Origin of the sequence: Mesorhizobium helmanticense, from assembly GCF_003034915.1 — a bacterium.
GTDB classification, from domain to species: Bacteria; Pseudomonadota; Alphaproteobacteria; order Rhizobiales; family Rhizobiaceae; genus Mesorhizobium; species Mesorhizobium helmanticense.
This window is the reverse complement of the sequence record NZ_PZJX01000052.1, coordinates 1-17,024: the sequence shown is the minus strand read 5'-3', so window position 1 is coordinate 17,024 and position 17,024 is coordinate 1. Positions and strand designations below refer to the sequence as shown.

Genomic DNA, 17,024 nt, shown 5'->3' with positions numbered 1-17,024 from the left:
GCTAGCCTCCCTGCATGGGCGAGAGGATTTCGATCCGGTCGCCGTCGCTCAACTGGAACTCCGCGCGGTTGGCTTTGTGTACGAGGTCGCTGTTGACGGCGGTTGCTAGCCAATCGCCTTCATAGTCGAGCGCGGCAAGCAGCGCCGCCAGCGATGTGGCGGCGGTCTCAAGCGGTTCGCCGTTGACGATCAGATTCATGTGCAAACTCCGCGGGTTTGTCGTGACTGAAGACAAGCTCGGCCGCCTGGCGCGCCATGGCTGGGGCGAGCAGAAAGCCATGGCGATAGAGCCCGTTGATCGCGACCGTGTTTCCGAGTGCCTCGATACGCGGCAGGTTGTCGGGAAAGGCCGGACGAACGCCGGCGCCGGTCTCGATGATGCCAGCCTCGCCGAAGGCGGGATGGAGGGCATAGGCAGCACCCAGAAGCTCCATCATCGAACGCGCCGTGACCGGTCCGGCGGACTGGCTTTCGATCATCGTCGCGCCGATCATGAAACGATGGTCGGTGCGCGGCACCACATAGAGCGGAAAGCGCGGATGAAGCAGCCGGACCGGGCGTGACAGCGAGATGTCGGGTGTGCGCAGGATCAGCATCTCGCCACGCACGCCGCGCAGCCTGTCATCGACAGCGGCCATTCCCGTGCAGTCGATCTGCCATTCGAAACTGGAAACAGGCCGCGCGTCGGCGCCGAAGTGGAATTCGACACCCATGGCTGTGAGCTTGTCATGAAGTGCTGCCATCGCCTGGCGCGGGTCGAGATGGGCTTCGTCGGAGAAAAGCAGTCCGCGGCGGAAGCGGCCGGCGAGGTCGGGCTCCAGCAACGCGATTTCATCCTCATCGACGCGCCGATGACCCGACGTGCGGCTGGCGAACCGGTCGAGTTCGCCCGCATCGCGCGGCGCGGCCACGACCAGTGTTCCGGCCCGCGTCACCTGCCCGGGCGTTGCCGCCTCCCACCAGTCGGCGGCATCGCGTCCCAGATCCAGCACCGGTTGCTCGGCGCTTTCGAGCTCGCACCATGGCGCCAGCATGCCGCCGGCGAACCACGACGCATTGCCGCCGAGGGCATGTCTTGTCTCAGCAACTGTCACCGCCGCGCCGCGCGTGGCGAGTTCGAAGGCGACGGTGAGGCCGGCGATGCCGGCCCCTTTGACCAGCACCCTCATGACGGCTCCGGCGCCCCTGTCATGAGTGCTACGCCGGTCTTGTCAGCCGGCATATAGAGATCGCCACCCGCGCGATATTTCGCCGCCATCGCCGCCATGCCCTCCTTCTGTGCCTCGGCGCGGATGTCGTGGGAAATGCGCATCGAGCAGAATTTCGGCCCGCACATCGAGCAGAAATGCGCCACCTTGTGCGCCTCCTTGGGCAAGGTCTGGTCGTGGAAGGACCGCGCGGTTTCAGGATCGAGCGACAGGTTGAACTGGTCCTCCCAGCGGAACTCGAAGCGCGCGCGGGAGAGGGCATCATCCCTGACTTTCGCCGCCGGATGGCCCTTCGCCAGATCGGCGGCATGGGCGGCGATCTTGTAGGTGATCACGCCAATCTTGACGTCGTTGCGATCGGGAAGGCCGAGATGTTCCTTCGGCGTGACGTAGCAGAGCATGGCGGTGCCGAACCACCCGATCATGGCAGCACCAATGCCGGAGGTGATGTGGTCATAGCCCGGCGCAATGTCGGTCGTCAGCGGTCCAAGCGTGTAGAACGGCGCCTCGCCGCAAACGGCGAGCTGCTTGTCCATGTTCTCCTTGATCTTGTGCATCGGCACGTGGCCAGGCCCCTCGATCATCACCTGGCAATCCTTGGCCCAGGCGATCTGCGTCAGCTCGCCAAGCGTTTCCAGCTCGGCGAATTGCGCCGCGTCGTTGGCGTCGGCGATCGAGCCGGGACGAAGACCGTCGCCAAGCGAGAAGGACACGTCATAGGCGCGGCAGATGTCGCAGATTTCCGCGAAGTGCTCGTAGAGAAAGCTTTCCCGGTGATGCTGCAGGCACCATTTGGCCATGATCGAACCGCCGCGCGAGACGATGCCCGTGACCCGGTCGACAGTCAGCGGGATGTAGTGCAGCCGCACGCCGGCGTGGATGGTGAAATAGTCGACGCCCTGCTCGGCCTGCTCGATCAGTGTGTCGCGGTAGACCTCCCAGGTAAGGTCCTCGGCAATGCCGTTGACCTTTTCGAGCGCCTGATAGAGCGGCACCGTGCCGATCGGCACCGGCGCATTGCGTACGATCCATTCACGGATGTTGTGGATGTTGCGGCCGGTCGACAGGTCCATCACCGTGTCGGCGCCCCAGCGGATCGCCCAGACCATCTTTTCGACCTCTTCGGCCATCGAGGAGGTGACGGCGGAATTGCCTATATTGGCGTTGATCTTCACCAGGAAATTGCGGCCGATGATCATCGGCTCGCTTTCGGGATGATTGATGTTGGCGGGAATGATCGCACGCCCGCGCGCAACCTCATCGCGCACGAATTCCGGCGTGACGAAGTCTGGGATCGCCGCGCCGAAGGCTTCGCCGTCGCGCTCAAGCTTGCCACGCAGCATCTCGCGGCCGAGGTTTTCGCGGATGGCGACGAACTCCATCTCGGGCGTGATGATGCCGGCGCGCGCATAGGCGAGCTGGGTCACCGCCTTGCCCTGCTTGGCCCTGAGTGGCCGGTTGCGAGTGAGAAATTCCGGCGTCAGGCGCTCGCCGGTCGCAAATCCGTTGTCCTCCGGCCGGACATGGCGGCCGTCATAGGCTTCGACATCGCCACGCGCCGTAATCCATTCATGGCGAAGCCGGGCGAGGCCTTTTTCGATGCTGGTTTCGACTGTCGGGTCGGTATAGGGGCCTGATGGATCGTAGACGATGACCGGCGGTTCGCCCGCCGTCGGATGGACGGAGATTTCGCGCATCGGCACTTTGATGTGCGGATAGAGGACGCCGGACTTGTGGATTTTCCGTGAGGCAGGTAGCGGTCCCGTCGAGACGGCTGGGGTGAGGGCATTCATCTTGAGGCTCCTTTGCTCATGCATTGGAGACCCAGTTCTGTGCCGGAAGGATGAAAAGACGCTTTGGTCGACCTGCCAAAACAGGACCTTGGGCGTAAACTCCCGCAAAGCGCTTGCACCGTCCCTACGCCAGTATGAACTGGATCAGGTTCAACGGGTCACTGCGCCGCGAAAGCCAGCAGTATCTCAGCCCCTTGCCGGGACTCCCCTGGTGAATGCGTCGAATTGAATGGGCCGGCGCTATTTTGTCAAGCGCATTCGTCCCGCAGCGGTGATCGACGACCAAACAAACCCAGCGGAAAAGCATGCTAGCATCGAGAGCAAGTGACGCCCCAGAGCAGCGGTGAAGCGCCCCCAATAAGGCGAGGCCTCATGCGGATTCGGTGCCTTTTCCAGCACGGTATTTTCGGGGCTTTCCGGAACGACGCTGCTGCCACCCAGTTGGGGTGAGATTGCTATAGATGTCTGTCTTGCTCGTCGTCGGCAATCCTTCCGCTTCGGCTAGACGCCCCGTTTGTTCCCCCAGAGCAGAACATGAAGCTGCGGCAGTACACGCGCCTCGAACCACCTGTCACGGGTCACCTTTTCAACCAGCCATTCCATGCGCCTCATCACACCGGCCATGTCGATGAACCCGTCTTCGTCGCCGGGACGCGGCGGCGTGTGATTGCCGGGCTGCAGATAGACGGGTAATTGCGGGTAGCGCGCCGCGGCGTCTTTTGCATAGGCATAGTCATCATCGTCGAAGACAACGAGCTTGAGCGCCATCTGCGGCTTATCCTGCGCCGCCTCTAAGCAGGCGTCGAACGCGGCCCAATCTGTCGTCATTTCGCTTGAGGGCGGCTTGGGGCTTAATACCAGCACGTCGAGATCCGCGAACCATTGCTTAGACACCGAGCCTTGGGTTTCCAATGCAAAACGGTAGCCCTCACCATGCCCGCGGTCGATCAACTGGCCAAGCGGCTGGATGGCCGGATTGCCGCCCGACAGCGATACCATCACGGGCTGACCGCCGGAAAGCGCAATGACCTTTTGCCAAACCGCGTCGGGAGACATCATCTCCCAATCATGGCGGAAGCGACGGTCCACCGCATGCAGGCTGTCGCACCAGGAACAGCGATAATCGCACCCGCCGGTTCTTACGAACACCGTCGGCAAGCCGATCAGCACGCCTTCGCCCTGAATGGTCGGCCCAAAAATCTCGCTCACCCGGATTCCGGGATGCAACGCGCAAGTCATGGTCGGTATTCCGCCCAGGTTTTCGGCGTCTCGCTCACCCGCACGGCGGAGGTTTCGGGTAGCCGCACCTTGCACCAGTCGTAAAAGTGCCTGGCCAGACATTCCGCTGTGGCATGGTCATGCCCCAGCACGTCGTTAAGATGCCGATGGTCGAACGTCCCATCGATGTAGTGCTTGAACGCCGCCAGATCTTGGTAGTCGCGCACAAAGCCGTGTTCGTCCAGTTCGCCACCTGAAAGCTCCACTACGACGATGTAGTTGTGGCCGTGCAGACGTGCGCACTGATGATCTGGTGGCAAGGAGGTGAGCTGATGCGAGGCCGAGAAGTGGAACTCTTTGGTAATGCGGAACATCACGCGCTCCTTGTCTGGATAGCGTGGAGCCAGAAGTCTGCGTCCTCATAATCTGTCGGGTCGGTGATGCCGGCCAGATCGAATGCTTCGCGCCGTTCGACGCATGTCCCGCAGCGACCGCAATGACGTGCGCCGCCCTTGTAGCAGGACCACGTCGCCTCGAACGGTGTGGCGTACTTTGCCCCCTCGCTGACGATGTCGGCCTTCGACATATTCACATACGGAGCGTACAGGCGGATATCGGCGTAGCCTGCGAGCGCATGGTTCTGCATCGTCTGAAAGGCGTCGATAAAAGCGGGCCGGCAATCGGGATAGATGAAATGATCTCCGCCGTGGACGGCAGTGGCCACCGCATCGGCCTTCTGCGCGGCGGCAACCCCGAAGGCGATGGCCAGCATGATGGCGTTCCTATTCGGCACCACCGTGATCCTCATGGAGTCTTCGGCATAGTGCCCGTCGGGCACGTCCACATTATCAGTCAGCGCCGAGCCGCTCAGGTTCCGGCCGACATCGCGGATATCGACGATCTGGTGCGGAACACCCAGCCGCTTGGCGCAGATGGCGGCAAAGCCGAGTTCCTTTTTGTGCCTCTGGCCGTAATCGAACGAAAGCAGGCCAATGAGTTTCTGCTCGGTCGCCACTTTGTGAGCGAGCGAAACAGAGTCCAATCCGCCGGAGCAGATGACGAGGGCATTCATGGTTTGAGTCCTTGTTTTGACCGGGTAAGGCTGCGACCGGAGATTTCTCTGCGTTCCCACTACTCCACGGAGCCGGTTTTGTGAATGGGGTGGACGCGATTGAGCCCACGTACCTTGTTGTCAGCGTCCCCAAGATGACTTTGCACGCGACTTGTCGCGTATCTTCGACCGCTGGAGTGCTGACGCCGGCACTGCGTATATAGGCGTATAGACGATGCAGAAATCACTGCCGTGGCGCAGCAGCATTCCCGACACACCTTCGGCTTGTCCGGTTTGCCCCAGCACATGACGTCCCGACTTTCGGCGACAACGCAACGGTCGACCGGCAGTCCAGTGAAAGGCTTCTGCCTCGTGCTTTGCCGTTTTCTGGTCTGCGCATAGATCGCCTCGAGCCGCCGCGCCTCGTCATTGGTCAGAGCTGGGAATTCCTTTCCGAGGGCGCGGCTCGATAGGGGCCACCATTCTGGTTAAGGAAACGGAAGAGCAGATCGATCAGCCGCTCGGGCATGTCGATAAAGGCATTCACCTATTGCCGGAATTGATCGTAGCGCTGCAGAAAAGCTGTTTCGCCAGGAAGGTACCGTTCGATCGTCCGCCGAGCGCAGGCATAAAGAAATTCGGCGTGCGGGGTTGCATCGAAGTATCGGTAGAAATCCCCGGTGTGTCATTCAGCACCCGGACGTTGAATTGCGGCGTCGGTTCCCATTCGACCAATGGCAGAAGGCGCTTCGAATTGCTCTCCAGCACGCGCCTGTACTCGTCGATCTGGTCCAGGATCGCGGCCGAGACGGGAAACACCACTCCCGGCGATTGAAGCGGTGCATGGCAAGGACGTGGTGGATCAGGTAGCGGTGAATGCGGCCGGTTTCCGTCCTCGAACGGATGGATGTAGACAAAGCCGAAGGCGAAGATTGCGGCGGCGACGACTGCATCAAGGTTTTGCGCTGGGCCTTGATCGAACGCAATTCCAGAAACAACTTTCTGAAGGCGTCGCGAGGCAAGACATTGTCGGCGCTGATCGTCGCCCCAACTGATCCAAGCATCGGTTCCTGCTTGGGTCCAGCGCCCTAGGCGACGCCATGGTCGGCGAGCGCTCTGGCTGACCTTAATCCATTACCCAAGAATCACAGGGTTCCATTGCGCTGATCGAGACGGCTTTCTAGCCCTATCCATGCCATGGATGCGTTCCATCCAAACAACCAAGTTTACGGACCTGTCATGATGCTGCATAGCGAAATACCGGCAGGCACCGATCGATCACTCCACTTCCTTGATCATTAGATGAGCGCGCCAAAAGATTCCATTAGAAGGAGAACTGTGGATGCCCCTGTGCCAGTGGATGCCCTGCTGTTCGGCGGAACTCTGAGGGGTCCTTACGCCACACCGTGTTGTAGAGACCGCATACCTGAACAGCAGGTGCCTGAGAACGATGGCGCTTGCAGTAGAAAGTACTAGCCCATTGCAACATTACCCCACCCTGCCTGTCCACTAGCAAAGCGAAATCATGAAATTCGGGTCAAGCGGCGTTCGAGGTTTGGCTTCGGAATTGGTCGGCAAGGCCAGCGGACTTTATACCGAAGCTTTCGCTTGGCGTTTGATTTCCAGCCGGGTTCAGCCGAATAGTTCGGTCTTCATAGGCCGCGACCTACGTGACAGCAGTCAGGCGATAGCGAACAATTGCATGGCGGCGTTGGCCGCAAATGGTTTCCAGCCGATCGATTGCGGCACCATACCCACGCCTGCCCTGGCACTATATGCATGCAAACACGGCGCGGCGGCTCTTATGGTCACCGGGTCGCACATTCCAGCCGATCGCAATGGCATCAAATTCTATGGCCCGAATGGTGAAATCAGCAAGGCGGATGAGGCCGCGATTACGCGCTTTGTAGCCGAAAGATCAATTGCGTATTGCTTACCAACGGCTTGTCTGGGAACGACGTGGCCTATGCACCGTGAAGAAGCGATCGCCTCTTATCGAGAGCGCGCCCATGACATGCTGGAGCCGGGCTCACTTTCCGGCATGAGACTTGGTGTCTATCAGCACAGTTCGGTCGCGGCGGAACTGTTGGTACAGGTTCTTCGATCGCTCGGTGCCAGCGTGGTCGCCGTCGGGAAAACCGGGACCTTCGTACCTGTCGATACCGAAGCCGTGGACGCAGCAACAATCGCAAAATTGAAGAAGTGGGTCCGCGAATTCGGTCTCGATGCCATCGTGTCGACCGATGCGGACGCTGATCGGCCACTCATAGCTGATGAAAATGGCGATCTTCTTCGCGGCGACCTGGTTGGGCTTGCAACGGCTCTTTTCCTGAAGGCAGACACGATCGTGACGCCAGTGACCTCCAATTCGGGAATTTCGAAGGCCTTTGGTTTCGCGGTCCAGAGGACGAAAGTCGGGTCTCCATTTGTCATTGAAGCAATGGAAGCATTACACGGCGCCGGCGGCGTCATCGTCGGCTTTGAGGCCAATGGTGGTGTTCTGCTGGGCTCGGATTGTGTGGTGAATGGGAAGACATTGACTGCACTGCCGACGCGGGACTCATTCCTCCCGATTATGGCCGTCCTCAGTACCATGGCGTCGACAAAAAAGAAGCTTTCGCGACTGCGCGGGCTTTGGAATCTTCCTGTGTGCGCCAGTGACCGGCTTCAGAACTTCCCCGCGGAAAGTTCGCGCAGATTGATGGATCATCTCGCAAGCCGGAACGCACTGCAGCACTTTCTTGCCTCGTTCGGGACCGTCGCCGAAATTGACGAAACCGATGGCCTCAGGGCGCGGATGCTTTCAGGTGAGATCATACATCTGCGGCCTTCCGGCAATGCCCCGGAACTGCGCTGCTACTCGGAAGCTTCGACCGAGAGCAGGGCCATGGCGATCGTCGCCTCGACGCTGCAAGGGGCACATGCGTTCGCGCTTACAGACGAGATAGAGGACCTTTGATGAAAGTGGTTCCGGTCATCATCAGCGGTGGAGCTGGTTCGCGGCTCTGGCCCGCCTCAAGGCAATCGCACCCCAAACCTTTCCTCAAGGTGGCGGATGGACTTTCGCTCATCCAGCACACCGTGTTGCGCGCCGCTTCGATGCAGCATGTCGTGGAGCTTGTTACCGTGACGTCCACGGGGCACCTCTTCCTTACGAAAGACGTTTTCGACGAGCTGGATTCCGTTGTTTTGCCACGCACCTTTCTGCTTGAGCCTGAGGGTCGGGATACCGCCGCCGCCGTCGCTGCGGCAACCGTCCATGCCAAGGCAACACAGGGTCCCGATGCTGTTCTGTGTGTTTTTCCCGCCGACCATATGATTGGTGATCTGCCCGCATTTCAAACCGCCATGAACCGGGCAATCGAACAGGCGCAGCAGGGGCGTATTGCAACCTTGGGCATAACCCCGGATAGGCCAGACACCGCATTCGGCTACATCGAGGCCGACGGTGAGAAAGTTGTCCGGTTCGTCGAGAAACCGAACGCCGAGACTGCCAAATCTTATGTCGCGTCCAAACGTTTCTTCTGGAACGCCGGCATCTTCTGCTTCAAGGCGCAGGTCTTGCTCGACGAAATGGCTGCGCATTGCCCGCAGGTGATCGATGCCGTTCTCGATAGCTATGATAACGCTCGCGTCAGCCACGGCGAACATGTTGCCAGCGTCGAACTCTCATCTGAGCACTTCGCCATGGCGCCGCGTATTTCACTCGACCATGCGGTGATGGAAAAAACCCACAATCTCGCTGTCGTTCCCTGCGAAATGGGGTGGAACGACATTGGATCTTGGAACGCAATGGCCGAACTGATCGCCGCTGACGGGAGCGGCAACAGGATTCGCGGCGATGTCCATGTGGTCGACACCGTGGGCAGTTACATAAGCTCGGACAAACGCGTCATCGGCACTGTCGGCATCAGCGACCTGGTGATCGTGGATTCCCCCGATGCATTGCTTGTTGCATCCCGCGATCGCGTCCAGGACGTCAAGAAACTCTTCGAGGGCCTCAAGGCTGCGGGACATGAAGCGCACTTGCTTCACAGTACCGTGCACCGGCCCTGGGGCACCTACACGGTTCTGGAGGAAAGCGAGCGCTTCAAGATCAAGCGCATCGAGGTGAAGCCGGGCGGACGCTTGAGCCTGCAGATGCACCATCACCGCTCCGAGCACTGGGTCGTGGTCAGCGGCACTGCAAAAATATTCAACGGCGACCAGGAGCTACTCCTGACCACTAATCAATCCACCTATATCCCTTGCGGCCACAAACACCGGCTCGAAAACCCCGGCAATATCGGACTGGTGATGATCGAGGTCCAAAGCGGCGAGTATCTCGGCGAAGATGACATCGTGCGGCTTGAGGACGTATACGGTCGAACCTGACAGTCCCACGTCACATGCCCTACGGTGGCTGGCAGACCGAACCTGCGTCGGCATGTGGGCTGTCAGGCGACCGGCGGCTAGGCAAGGCGAGGCAAACCAGAACAGGTTTTATCAGTATGGCTAGTGAGCGATGTCGCAACGACAGGCTGGCCGAATTGTTGAGACGGCAGTTTTCCGGCGAGATTGTCAGACGACACTTGCGCATCCGATGTAACGGCATGCGCTGCTACAGCCGCTCGAGTTGCGGAAGGTGATCGGCAATATCATTCGATCAGGTGCGCGATAAGGTTCGTTGCCATGTACGGCAGGCGCGAGATGAGCGGCCTGGCACTCTGACGGGGTAGGCCAGCATGCGCCGGGCCTGACTGGCGGGGGCTCGGAAGAGAAACGCGGCACCGGCTGACGAAGATAATACGCTCCTGCGCGCCGGTGACGGACCGGGGCCATTAGGCGTAGGCGCATCGCTATCGCCATGCCACGTGGACAATCCTATTCGGGCTGGGCAGATGGACGGTAATTCCAGCTTTCGACGGCGTTGACTTCGTCGATGCAGACCGGCCCCGATGCACCGCAGTCCTCGCATTTCATCACAACGCGCGCCTCGTCCGTCTCATATGGCCTAACCTCGCAGCTTGTGCAGAACGGGCAAGGGATCGCTTTCATCGTGACGAACCTTCCTGATGGCCTCGGATGGTTTCGCCGAAATCTTTCGTCTAAGCGCTCGACTTCGCAAGCGCTGATCGTTGTGCCGTAGTTCGGCGCCACCATCGGGTAGGGATATTTTGTCCACATGCCCTCGTACCATCAACCGGCTAGCCGGTTCTCTCTATCCACAGATCTGGCCTCTCGTGCGGGCCAAGGTTACATCCGTGTCGCCCAGCATGAGGCCGATCTTCCGCAGAGCGAATCGATTCCGTAGAAATAAGAATTCTGCCACCGCCCCGCCGCCGTAAGGGTATTGATATACCCTTGGGATTTTGATCCGACCTGGCAGGCGGCGGGTAATCTTCAGAGGCCGACGTCAGGCAGCGTTCGGGATACCCCAGATTTCATCGAAGATACTCTCAGCCAAGCCAAGCGCCCGAGCGATCCGATCGCGATAGCCCTTGTCGAAACAATGGCCAGATTCGATCAGCCCGACCTCCTCGACTGTCAGACCGCTGGTCACGGCAACGTCCTCGGTCGAATAGCCAAGATGTTCCCGACATGCCTGGATTACGGGTTTTCCGTTTGAGATTGCGGTAAGCACTGCCTCGGGCAGCGCGAAAGGCGTTGCGGTCATTTTGCCTCCAAATGCAGAGAACGGCCATTCGATAACTCGAAACAAGCGGCGGCCGATGTTGAAATAGCATGCCGAAACAGCCCGAGCCGGCGGCATCCAAAAATGCGATCACTCTCGAACGTGTGAGAGGCGCTACGCTAATATGGCGGCCGCCGCCGTTTAGATCAAGAACCTTGGCTCGCTTTACGAGGATTGCTCCAGTGGCCACAATTCGACGACACAGTGCGCAGCGCCGTCATCACGCTCACATCGATGATTGCGCGGCCGCTTTAACGCGCCGTCGGCTTTCGGCGCGATTGAGGAGCCGCGATCTGGCGGTCGGGCACTAGGCGCACCAGCTCGCGGACCAGCGTCAAAGTATCTGCGGGGACTGTCTAGCGATGCTTGCCGGCGGCGTTCATCTTGAGCTTTAATACCGTGTGGTCCCCTCCCGCCCATGCTGGAGGCCGGGTGCCCATCGGACAAGACGCTGAGGGACCAACATCTCTCTGTTTCAGCCCGACTGTTGGCTGTCAGATCCGCGACACCGGAATAGGGCTGCGCTTTGCTGCGAATTCCTTCAACCTATTGAATGATGACCAGAAAATCCCCCGGAGGTTCCTTCTGCTCAGTTGGCACGACTTTTGATGCTTCTCGAGAGGCGACAGGAGATACCGACTGGCGTTCATCGTGGGTGACATCGCGCAATGCAACGAAGGAAGACAATATGTCAGGTCCGCGTCAGAATCGATTTTATGCAAAGAGGATTGCCGCCTTTAGCGCAAGGCGTTCACGAACCGCATATCAACAATGGCTTCCGTGCAAAACGCAGGGAGATCACTTGTGAAAATCCTATTCACTACGGTGGCTGTCGCGTTGCCGGCCATCGCTTTTGCTGCGCAAACGATCCCCGTATACCTCAGAGAAACAGCACGGGCCACCTTCAAGGCTCTACCATCCATCACGCCGACAGTCGCCAACAACCCGATCACACCGGAGAAGATAGCCCTGGGCAAGGCAATGTTCTTCGATCCACGCGTCTCGGCGTCAGGCGTCTTGTCGTGCAATTCGTGCCACAACTTGGCCACGGGGGGCGACGACAATCATGAAAGCTCGATCGGCCATGGCTGGCAGAAGGGACCGCGCAACGCGCCGACGGTACTGAACGCTGTCTTCAACATAGCGCAGTTCTGGGATGGTCGTGCTGAAGACCTGAAGGTTCAGGCCAAGGCACCGATCCAAGCCGCTGACGAAATGGCCAACACACCAGGTCAACTCATCGCCACGCTCAAGTCGATGCCGCAATATGTCGAGTGGTTCAATTCAGCTTTCCCGGGCGAAGCCGATCGCGTCACCTTCGAAAACGTCGCCAAGGCAATCGAAGCCTTTGAGGCGACACTGGTCACACCGGCGCCCTTCGATGCCTTCCTCAACGGCGATGACGCCGCTATGACTTCCGAACAGAAACAGGGCCTGACGCTTTTCATGGACAAAGGCTGCTCGTCCTGCCACGGCGGTATCAACGTGGGTGGGGAGGGCTATTCCCCATTCGGCCTCGTTGAAAAGCCCAACACCGATGTCCTGCCGGAAAACGACAAGGGCCGATTTGCCGTGACCCATGAAGCCGACGATTCCTATGTTTTCCGCGTGGCGCCGTTGCGCAACGTAGCACTCACCGCGCCATACTTTCATTCGGGCAAGGTTTGGGATCTGAAACAGGCCGTCGCCATTATGGGGACCACCCAGCTCGGCCAAGAATTGACGGAAAAAGAAGTCGACCTGCTCGTTGCCTTCCTTAATTCGCTGACCGGAAAAGTACCGGAGGTCGCCTATCCCGTCTTACCCGCCGAAACGCCGACAACGCCTCGACCTGTATTGCATATCCTCCCGCAATGATTGGCCGGAGCTGGCTAGTGAAGGTCGCAATCACGAATGATTGCGACCTTCACTGGGACGAGACGATCATGACTTCCGGCGAGGCCTATCCAACTGGAAAGCTAGGGGACTTTCATTTCCGAAATTCAATTGAAACGCTAAATGAAAACCTGACCCGGCGACGCCCACTTACGTCACGACAGCATGACCCGCCTTGCCGGCCACGTCGATCAGACGCTCGACTAGCCGACTGTGTCGTGATGTGTCGTTACATGTACCCCCTACCCCCGCTTTAGATTCGCTGACAAGCTCGCAACCACGTGAGCCATCGCGGACAATATTCCGCGAGCCGCTGGCGTGCGCCCAGCAGAAACCGGATGCCTTCAAATCCACCCCTTCAAAACGTGCTCGATGGCGTTGCGACGCGCGAGCCGCTGTTCCAGCTCTGCAAACGCATCGATATGAAAACAAAGCTGCGGCCAGCCAGCGACGTGGCCCGAGCATTTGTCAATGCACACCGCAAGTGCCGCTTGCTCTCGGGCTATCTCATCCATATAGCTCGGCGCAACAGAGGAAGCGCCAGTTGTTCAGTCATCGTCAGCCGCGACCTCCTGTGCAATTCGTTCTAACAAGGAAGAAACTATGAGGCGGCAGACCCGACCGTTCACTGTGGAGGTCAAACAAAAGCGCAATTATCAAAAACGGGGCCATTCCATCTGGAGCGATGTCGATCTCTCCGCGGCTATAGCCGACACAACAAGGGAGCTCAAAGATATGGATCTGCCAAATCGTCGGCTGATTGACTCTAATGTCATAGCCCTTGATGCTGAACACGCGCACAAACCCCGAGCGGAGTATCTCATGGCAAATCCCCTAGACGCTGAATCAGTAGAAGCTGCAACCGAACACGCTCCCAAAGGAAGGACGCCTGAAACGAAGAAGAAAACCCCACCTTCGCGGAAGGCCAAGACTGAGCCTGGTCGCAAGAATGGCGCCAATACGGCGTCCCCGGCGGAAGCAACAGCAACAGCAGCGGCCGTGCGGAGCGCCCGGAAGGTCTACTCCGGAAAAGAGCGCGCCCAAATGCTCGCTCAGGTCGAGACGTCGATCAGCGGCGGCACCACTCTCAAGAGCGCCGTGAAGCAGGCGGGTATATCGGAACAGACCTATTATCACTGGAAGAAGGCCGCGGCGCCTAGATCCGATGGTGACGATCTGAAGGACCTGGTCGCCCTCGAGAAAGAAAACAAGCGATTGAAGAGCCTGCTCGCGGAACGCCTGCGCACAGAGAACGCGGAACTGAAGAGGAAGCTAGGGCTGCAATAAGGCTTCAGAAGATGCCGCCATTCGACCAGACGGTAGAACTGTGATCGAAGGCTCGCCGGCTGTCGGATGGACGGAGATTTTGCGCACCGCGAGGCGGGCACTTCGGCCTGCCTACTTACAAGGTTTTCGGGCATGGGACGCGCAACGCTCGCACCGTCCCTACGCCAGTATGAACTGAATCAGGTTCAATGGGTCACTGCGCCGCGAAAGCCAGCAGTATCTCAGCCCCTTGCCGGGACTCCCCTAGTGAATGCGTCAAATCGAGCGGACGATCTGCCATCTTGTTAAGCGCATTCGGCTCGCGGCGGTCATCGGCGGCCGGTCGAACCCGAGGGACGCTCGCGCATGTGTCGGCGACAAACCAAGGTCCGGAAACAATGGGCGGATTAAGGGCACCGCCGTGCCGTCGGACTAAAGATCAATCCTTATGATGATCACGCCTTCAACCGCCACCAAAGGTTTGCCCGTAGATCGCCTCGATCCGCCGTGCCTCGTCATTGGTCAGCGCGGCGAATTCCTTATTGCAAGCACGGCTCGACAGGTGGCGAGCACGCCCCTGTGCTCGTTGATCTGGTCCAGTATCGCGGCCGAGACAGGAAAAACCACTCCCGGCGGATTGAAGCGGTACATGGCAAGCACGTGTCAATCAGGGATCGGTGAATGCGGCCGAAGGCAAGGATGACAGCATCAAGGTTTTACGCTGGGCCTTGATCGAAGGCCACCATTCCATCGATGGCCGCGGCGGATTGTCAGGGCGAAGTCAATGGGACGCAGATGCTGTGGGATTATAGCCCACCCATGCACAGGTACTTCATTTCGAGATAATCCTCGAGGCCGTGGCGCGACCCCTCACGACCGATCCCTGATTGCTTCATTCCGCCAAAGGGTGCGGCCTCGGATGACATGCGTCCCGTATTGATGCCGACCATTCCGTATTCGAGGGCTTCAGCCACGCGCCACACGCGCTTTAGATTGGAAGCGTAGAAGTAGGCTGCAAGACCGTAAATCGTGTCATTCGCCTCGCGCACCACCTGGTCGGGATCGTTGAAGCGGATTATGGGAGCCAGCGGTCCGAAGGTTTCTTCCTGAGCGACCCGCATTGTCCTTTCGACGTCGGTGATCACCGTGGGCTCGAAGAAGGTTCCCGATTCGCCGATACGGTTGCCACCGCAACGGATCTTCCCACCCTGCCGCACAGCATCGCGAATATGATCTTCAATCTTTGCAAGCGCGCACTTATCGATCAGGGGACCGATCGCAACTTCTGGCTCGAAACCGTCACCGACGCGCAATGCACTGACGCGCTTGGTGAATTTGTCGCAGAATTCATTATACACGCTGGACTGTACGTAAAGCCGATTGGCTGAAACGCAGGTCTGGCCTGCATTCCGAAACTTTGCCTGTAGCGCACCATCGACGGCAGCGTCGACGTCTCTGCATCATCAAAAACAATGAAAGGAGCGTTACCACCAAGTTCGAAGCTGGTTCTTTTGATCTGATCCGAACACTCCCTCATGAGCAGCCGCCCGACCTCGGTCGACCCAGTGAAGCTGATCTTGCGGACCTTCGGGTTCGAGCAAAGTTCACGCCCAACCGCATCGCCTTCCGATGCGTAGATCAAGTTTAGAACGCCATCGGGAAAACCTGCCATCCGGGCAAGCGTGAACATAGCACCCGCGACAAGCGGTGTTTGCTCCGCGGGTTTCAGAACAATCGCGCAGCCGGCGGCAAGCGCAGGCGAAATCTTGCGAGCCACCATCGAGGCGGGAAAATTCCAAGGAGTAATGGCGCCGACAACACCGATCGGCTGTTTGATTACCAGCATACGCCTGTCGTTAGAAGGCGGCGAAATCGTCTCGCCATAGATGCGATTGGCCTCCTCGGCATACCATTGGAGGTAGGCTGCGGCATGGGCGATTTCAGACTTCGCCTCTGCAAGCGGCTTACCCATTTCAGCCGTCAAAATGGCTGCAAGATCCTCGCTGTGGTCGAGGATCAGTTGGTGCCATTCCCATAAGATGTCGGAGTGCTCGCGCGCGGTGAGCGCCGCCCAATGTTCCTGCGCAGCTTCAGCCTTATCGATTGCCTTGGAAACGTCCCGGACATCCATATCTGGAAGTTCAGCCAACAGCTCGCCCGTTGAGGGATTGAACACCGAAAAACGCCTCGTGGATTGCTCCGCCTTCCGACCAGGCACACCGGCCAGATCGTCAAATAGCTCGGGATTTTTGAGACGTCTCGTCAGCGACTGTGTCACGGTCAAACCGTCGTCCCCCTTCATGGTTAAGTTACTAGCTTCGCAACGTACTAATAAGCACACCTTGTGCCAGATGATCGGACGAGATCGTTCCGGCCCTCCGTCATTGCAAGCGCAGCTTCCCGACTGATTAGCCCATAGCAATAATCACGAGTCGCGCTAAGGCTTTCGCTCCATAACAGGCAAGCGCGGATAGAGCTCGTGAACAGCTGGCATAGGCGGAGTCGATCATCGAAATCGCCGACGTTGGCAACAGCACTGCGGTATCATTCTTTGAGCGGCTTCCACGGCCGCTCATATCAGGCACATCGAAACCGACCGCCATGGTCGAACGTGCCATCGATGTAGTGGCTTGAGCGCTGCTAAGTCTTGATAGTCGCGCACAAAGCCATGTTTGTTCAGTTCGCCACCCGAAAGCTCCACTGCGACGATGTAGTGTGGCCGTGGAGGCGCGCGCACTACAATATCACGCGAGCCCAAACCTTTTCCGACCGGCTCCGTCCCAAAAAAAGGGGGCGGCGTCGCTGCCGCCCCTTCCGTATGCATAATAAGCCAGGTGGCCTGGATTAGAAATCCATGCCGCCCATGCCGCCCATGCCGCCGCCGCCCATGCCGCCAGGCATGCCGCCGCCGCCAGCCGACTCCTTCTTCGGAGCCTCCG

At 59.0% G+C, this 17,024-nt stretch carries 13 protein-coding genes, 1 pseudogene and 2 riboswitches; of the genes and pseudogenes, 5 read left to right on the top strand and 9 right to left on the bottom strand.

Going from position 1 to position 17,024, the window contains the following annotated elements:
• Position 1: 1 nt before the first annotated feature.
• The 7 genes from thiS to C9427_RS35355 all read right to left on the bottom strand — a co-directional run bounded on the left by thiS (position 2) and on the right by C9427_RS35355 (position 6,203).
• On the bottom strand, positions 2-199 hold the full coding sequence (gene thiS / locus C9427_RS27540; RefSeq protein WP_027033134.1) for a sulfur carrier protein ThiS: 198 nt from the start codon (positions 197-199) through the stop codon (positions 2-4).
• A complete protein-coding gene (gene thiO / locus C9427_RS27535; RefSeq protein ID WP_107652208.1) occupies positions 168-1,169 on the bottom strand; it encodes a glycine oxidase ThiO in 1,002 nt (333 codons plus the stop codon). The genes thiS and thiO overlap by 32 nt, the downstream gene beginning before the upstream one ends.
• The gene (thiC, locus tag C9427_RS27530) at positions 1,166-3,001 is read right to left on the bottom strand and encodes a phosphomethylpyrimidine synthase ThiC (RefSeq protein ID WP_107652319.1); all 1,836 of its coding nucleotides are present in this window, start codon (positions 2,999-3,001) and stop codon (positions 1,166-1,168) included. Before thiC ends, thiO begins: the two co-directional genes overlap by 4 nt.
• Before the next feature lie 103 nt (positions 3,002-3,104).
• Positions 3,105-3,221, bottom strand: a riboswitch (TPP riboswitch).
• A 281-nt stretch (positions 3,222-3,502) separates the two neighbouring features.
• Positions 3,503-4,240 (bottom strand): 7-carboxy-7-deazaguanine synthase QueE, encoded by a 738-nt coding sequence (gene queE / locus C9427_RS27525; protein WP_107652207.1) that lies wholly within the window; start codon positions 4,238-4,240, stop codon positions 3,503-3,505.
• Complete coding sequence (gene queD, locus C9427_RS27520; protein WP_044548957.1) at positions 4,237-4,593, bottom strand: 6-carboxytetrahydropterin synthase QueD; 357 nt, start codon at positions 4,591-4,593, stop codon at positions 4,237-4,239. Before queD ends, queE begins: the two co-directional genes overlap by 4 nt.
• Entirely contained in the window at positions 4,593-5,291 is a 699-nt protein-coding gene (gene queC, locus C9427_RS27515) for a 7-cyano-7-deazaguanine synthase QueC (RefSeq protein WP_006334015.1), read from the bottom strand. Before queC ends, queD begins: the two co-directional genes overlap by 1 nt.
• Positions 5,292-5,813: 522 nt before the next feature.
• Positions 5,814-6,203: a hypothetical protein gene (locus C9427_RS35355; protein WP_425351687.1), complete on the bottom strand. Its 390-nt coding sequence runs from the start codon at positions 6,201-6,203 to the stop codon at positions 5,814-5,816.
• Between C9427_RS35355 and C9427_RS35445 the strand changes: the two genes are divergently transcribed.
• The 3 genes from C9427_RS35445 (at position 6,147) to C9427_RS27500 (ending at position 9,644) form a co-directional block, all read left to right on the top strand.
• Positions 6,147-6,362 carry a hypothetical protein gene (locus tag C9427_RS35445; protein WP_425351683.1) on the top strand — a complete coding sequence of 72 codons (216 nt, stop codon included), beginning with the start codon at positions 6,147-6,149 and terminating at the stop codon, positions 6,360-6,362. The genes C9427_RS35355 and C9427_RS35445 overlap by 57 nt on opposite strands.
• 433 nt (positions 6,363-6,795) lie before the next feature.
• Positions 6,796-8,229, top strand: a complete 1,434-nt coding sequence (locus tag C9427_RS27505; RefSeq protein ID WP_006334013.1) for a phosphomannomutase — start codon at positions 6,796-6,798, stop codon at positions 8,227-8,229.
• Positions 8,229-9,644, top strand: coding sequence for a mannose-1-phosphate guanylyltransferase/mannose-6-phosphate isomerase (locus C9427_RS27500; protein ID WP_107652206.1), 1,416 nt, complete (start codon positions 8,229-8,231; stop codon positions 9,642-9,644). Before C9427_RS27505 ends, C9427_RS27500 begins: the two co-directional genes overlap by 1 nt.
• Positions 9,645-10,665: 1,021 nt before the next feature.
• Here the strand turns inward: C9427_RS27500 and C9427_RS27490 are convergent.
• Positions 10,666-10,926 carry an XRE family transcriptional regulator gene (locus tag C9427_RS27490; protein WP_027033144.1) on the bottom strand — a complete coding sequence of 87 codons (261 nt, stop codon included), beginning with the start codon at positions 10,924-10,926 and terminating at the stop codon, positions 10,666-10,668.
• A 789-nt stretch (positions 10,927-11,715) separates the two neighbouring features.
• On the opposite strand from C9427_RS27490, the gene C9427_RS27485 reads away from it, so the two are divergent.
• Together C9427_RS27485 and C9427_RS27475 are read left to right on the top strand one after the other, a co-directional pair.
• Positions 11,716-12,801: a cytochrome-c peroxidase gene (locus C9427_RS27485; RefSeq protein ID WP_107652203.1), complete on the top strand. Its 1,086-nt coding sequence runs from the start codon at positions 11,716-11,718 to the stop codon at positions 12,799-12,801.
• 621 nt (positions 12,802-13,422) lie between these two features.
• The gene (locus C9427_RS27475) at positions 13,423-14,106 is read left to right on the top strand and encodes a transposase (RefSeq protein WP_107652201.1); all 684 of its coding nucleotides are present in this window, start codon (positions 13,423-13,425) and stop codon (positions 14,104-14,106) included.
• 138 nt (positions 14,107-14,244) lie between these two features.
• A riboswitch (TPP riboswitch) is annotated at positions 14,245-14,361 on the bottom strand.
• Between the two features lie 530 nt (positions 14,362-14,891).
• Here the strand turns inward: C9427_RS27475 and C9427_RS27470 are convergent.
• Positions 14,892-16,387 (bottom strand): annotated as a pseudogene (locus tag C9427_RS27470) (NAD-dependent succinate-semialdehyde dehydrogenase).
• Positions 16,388-17,024 lie beyond the last annotated feature (637 nt).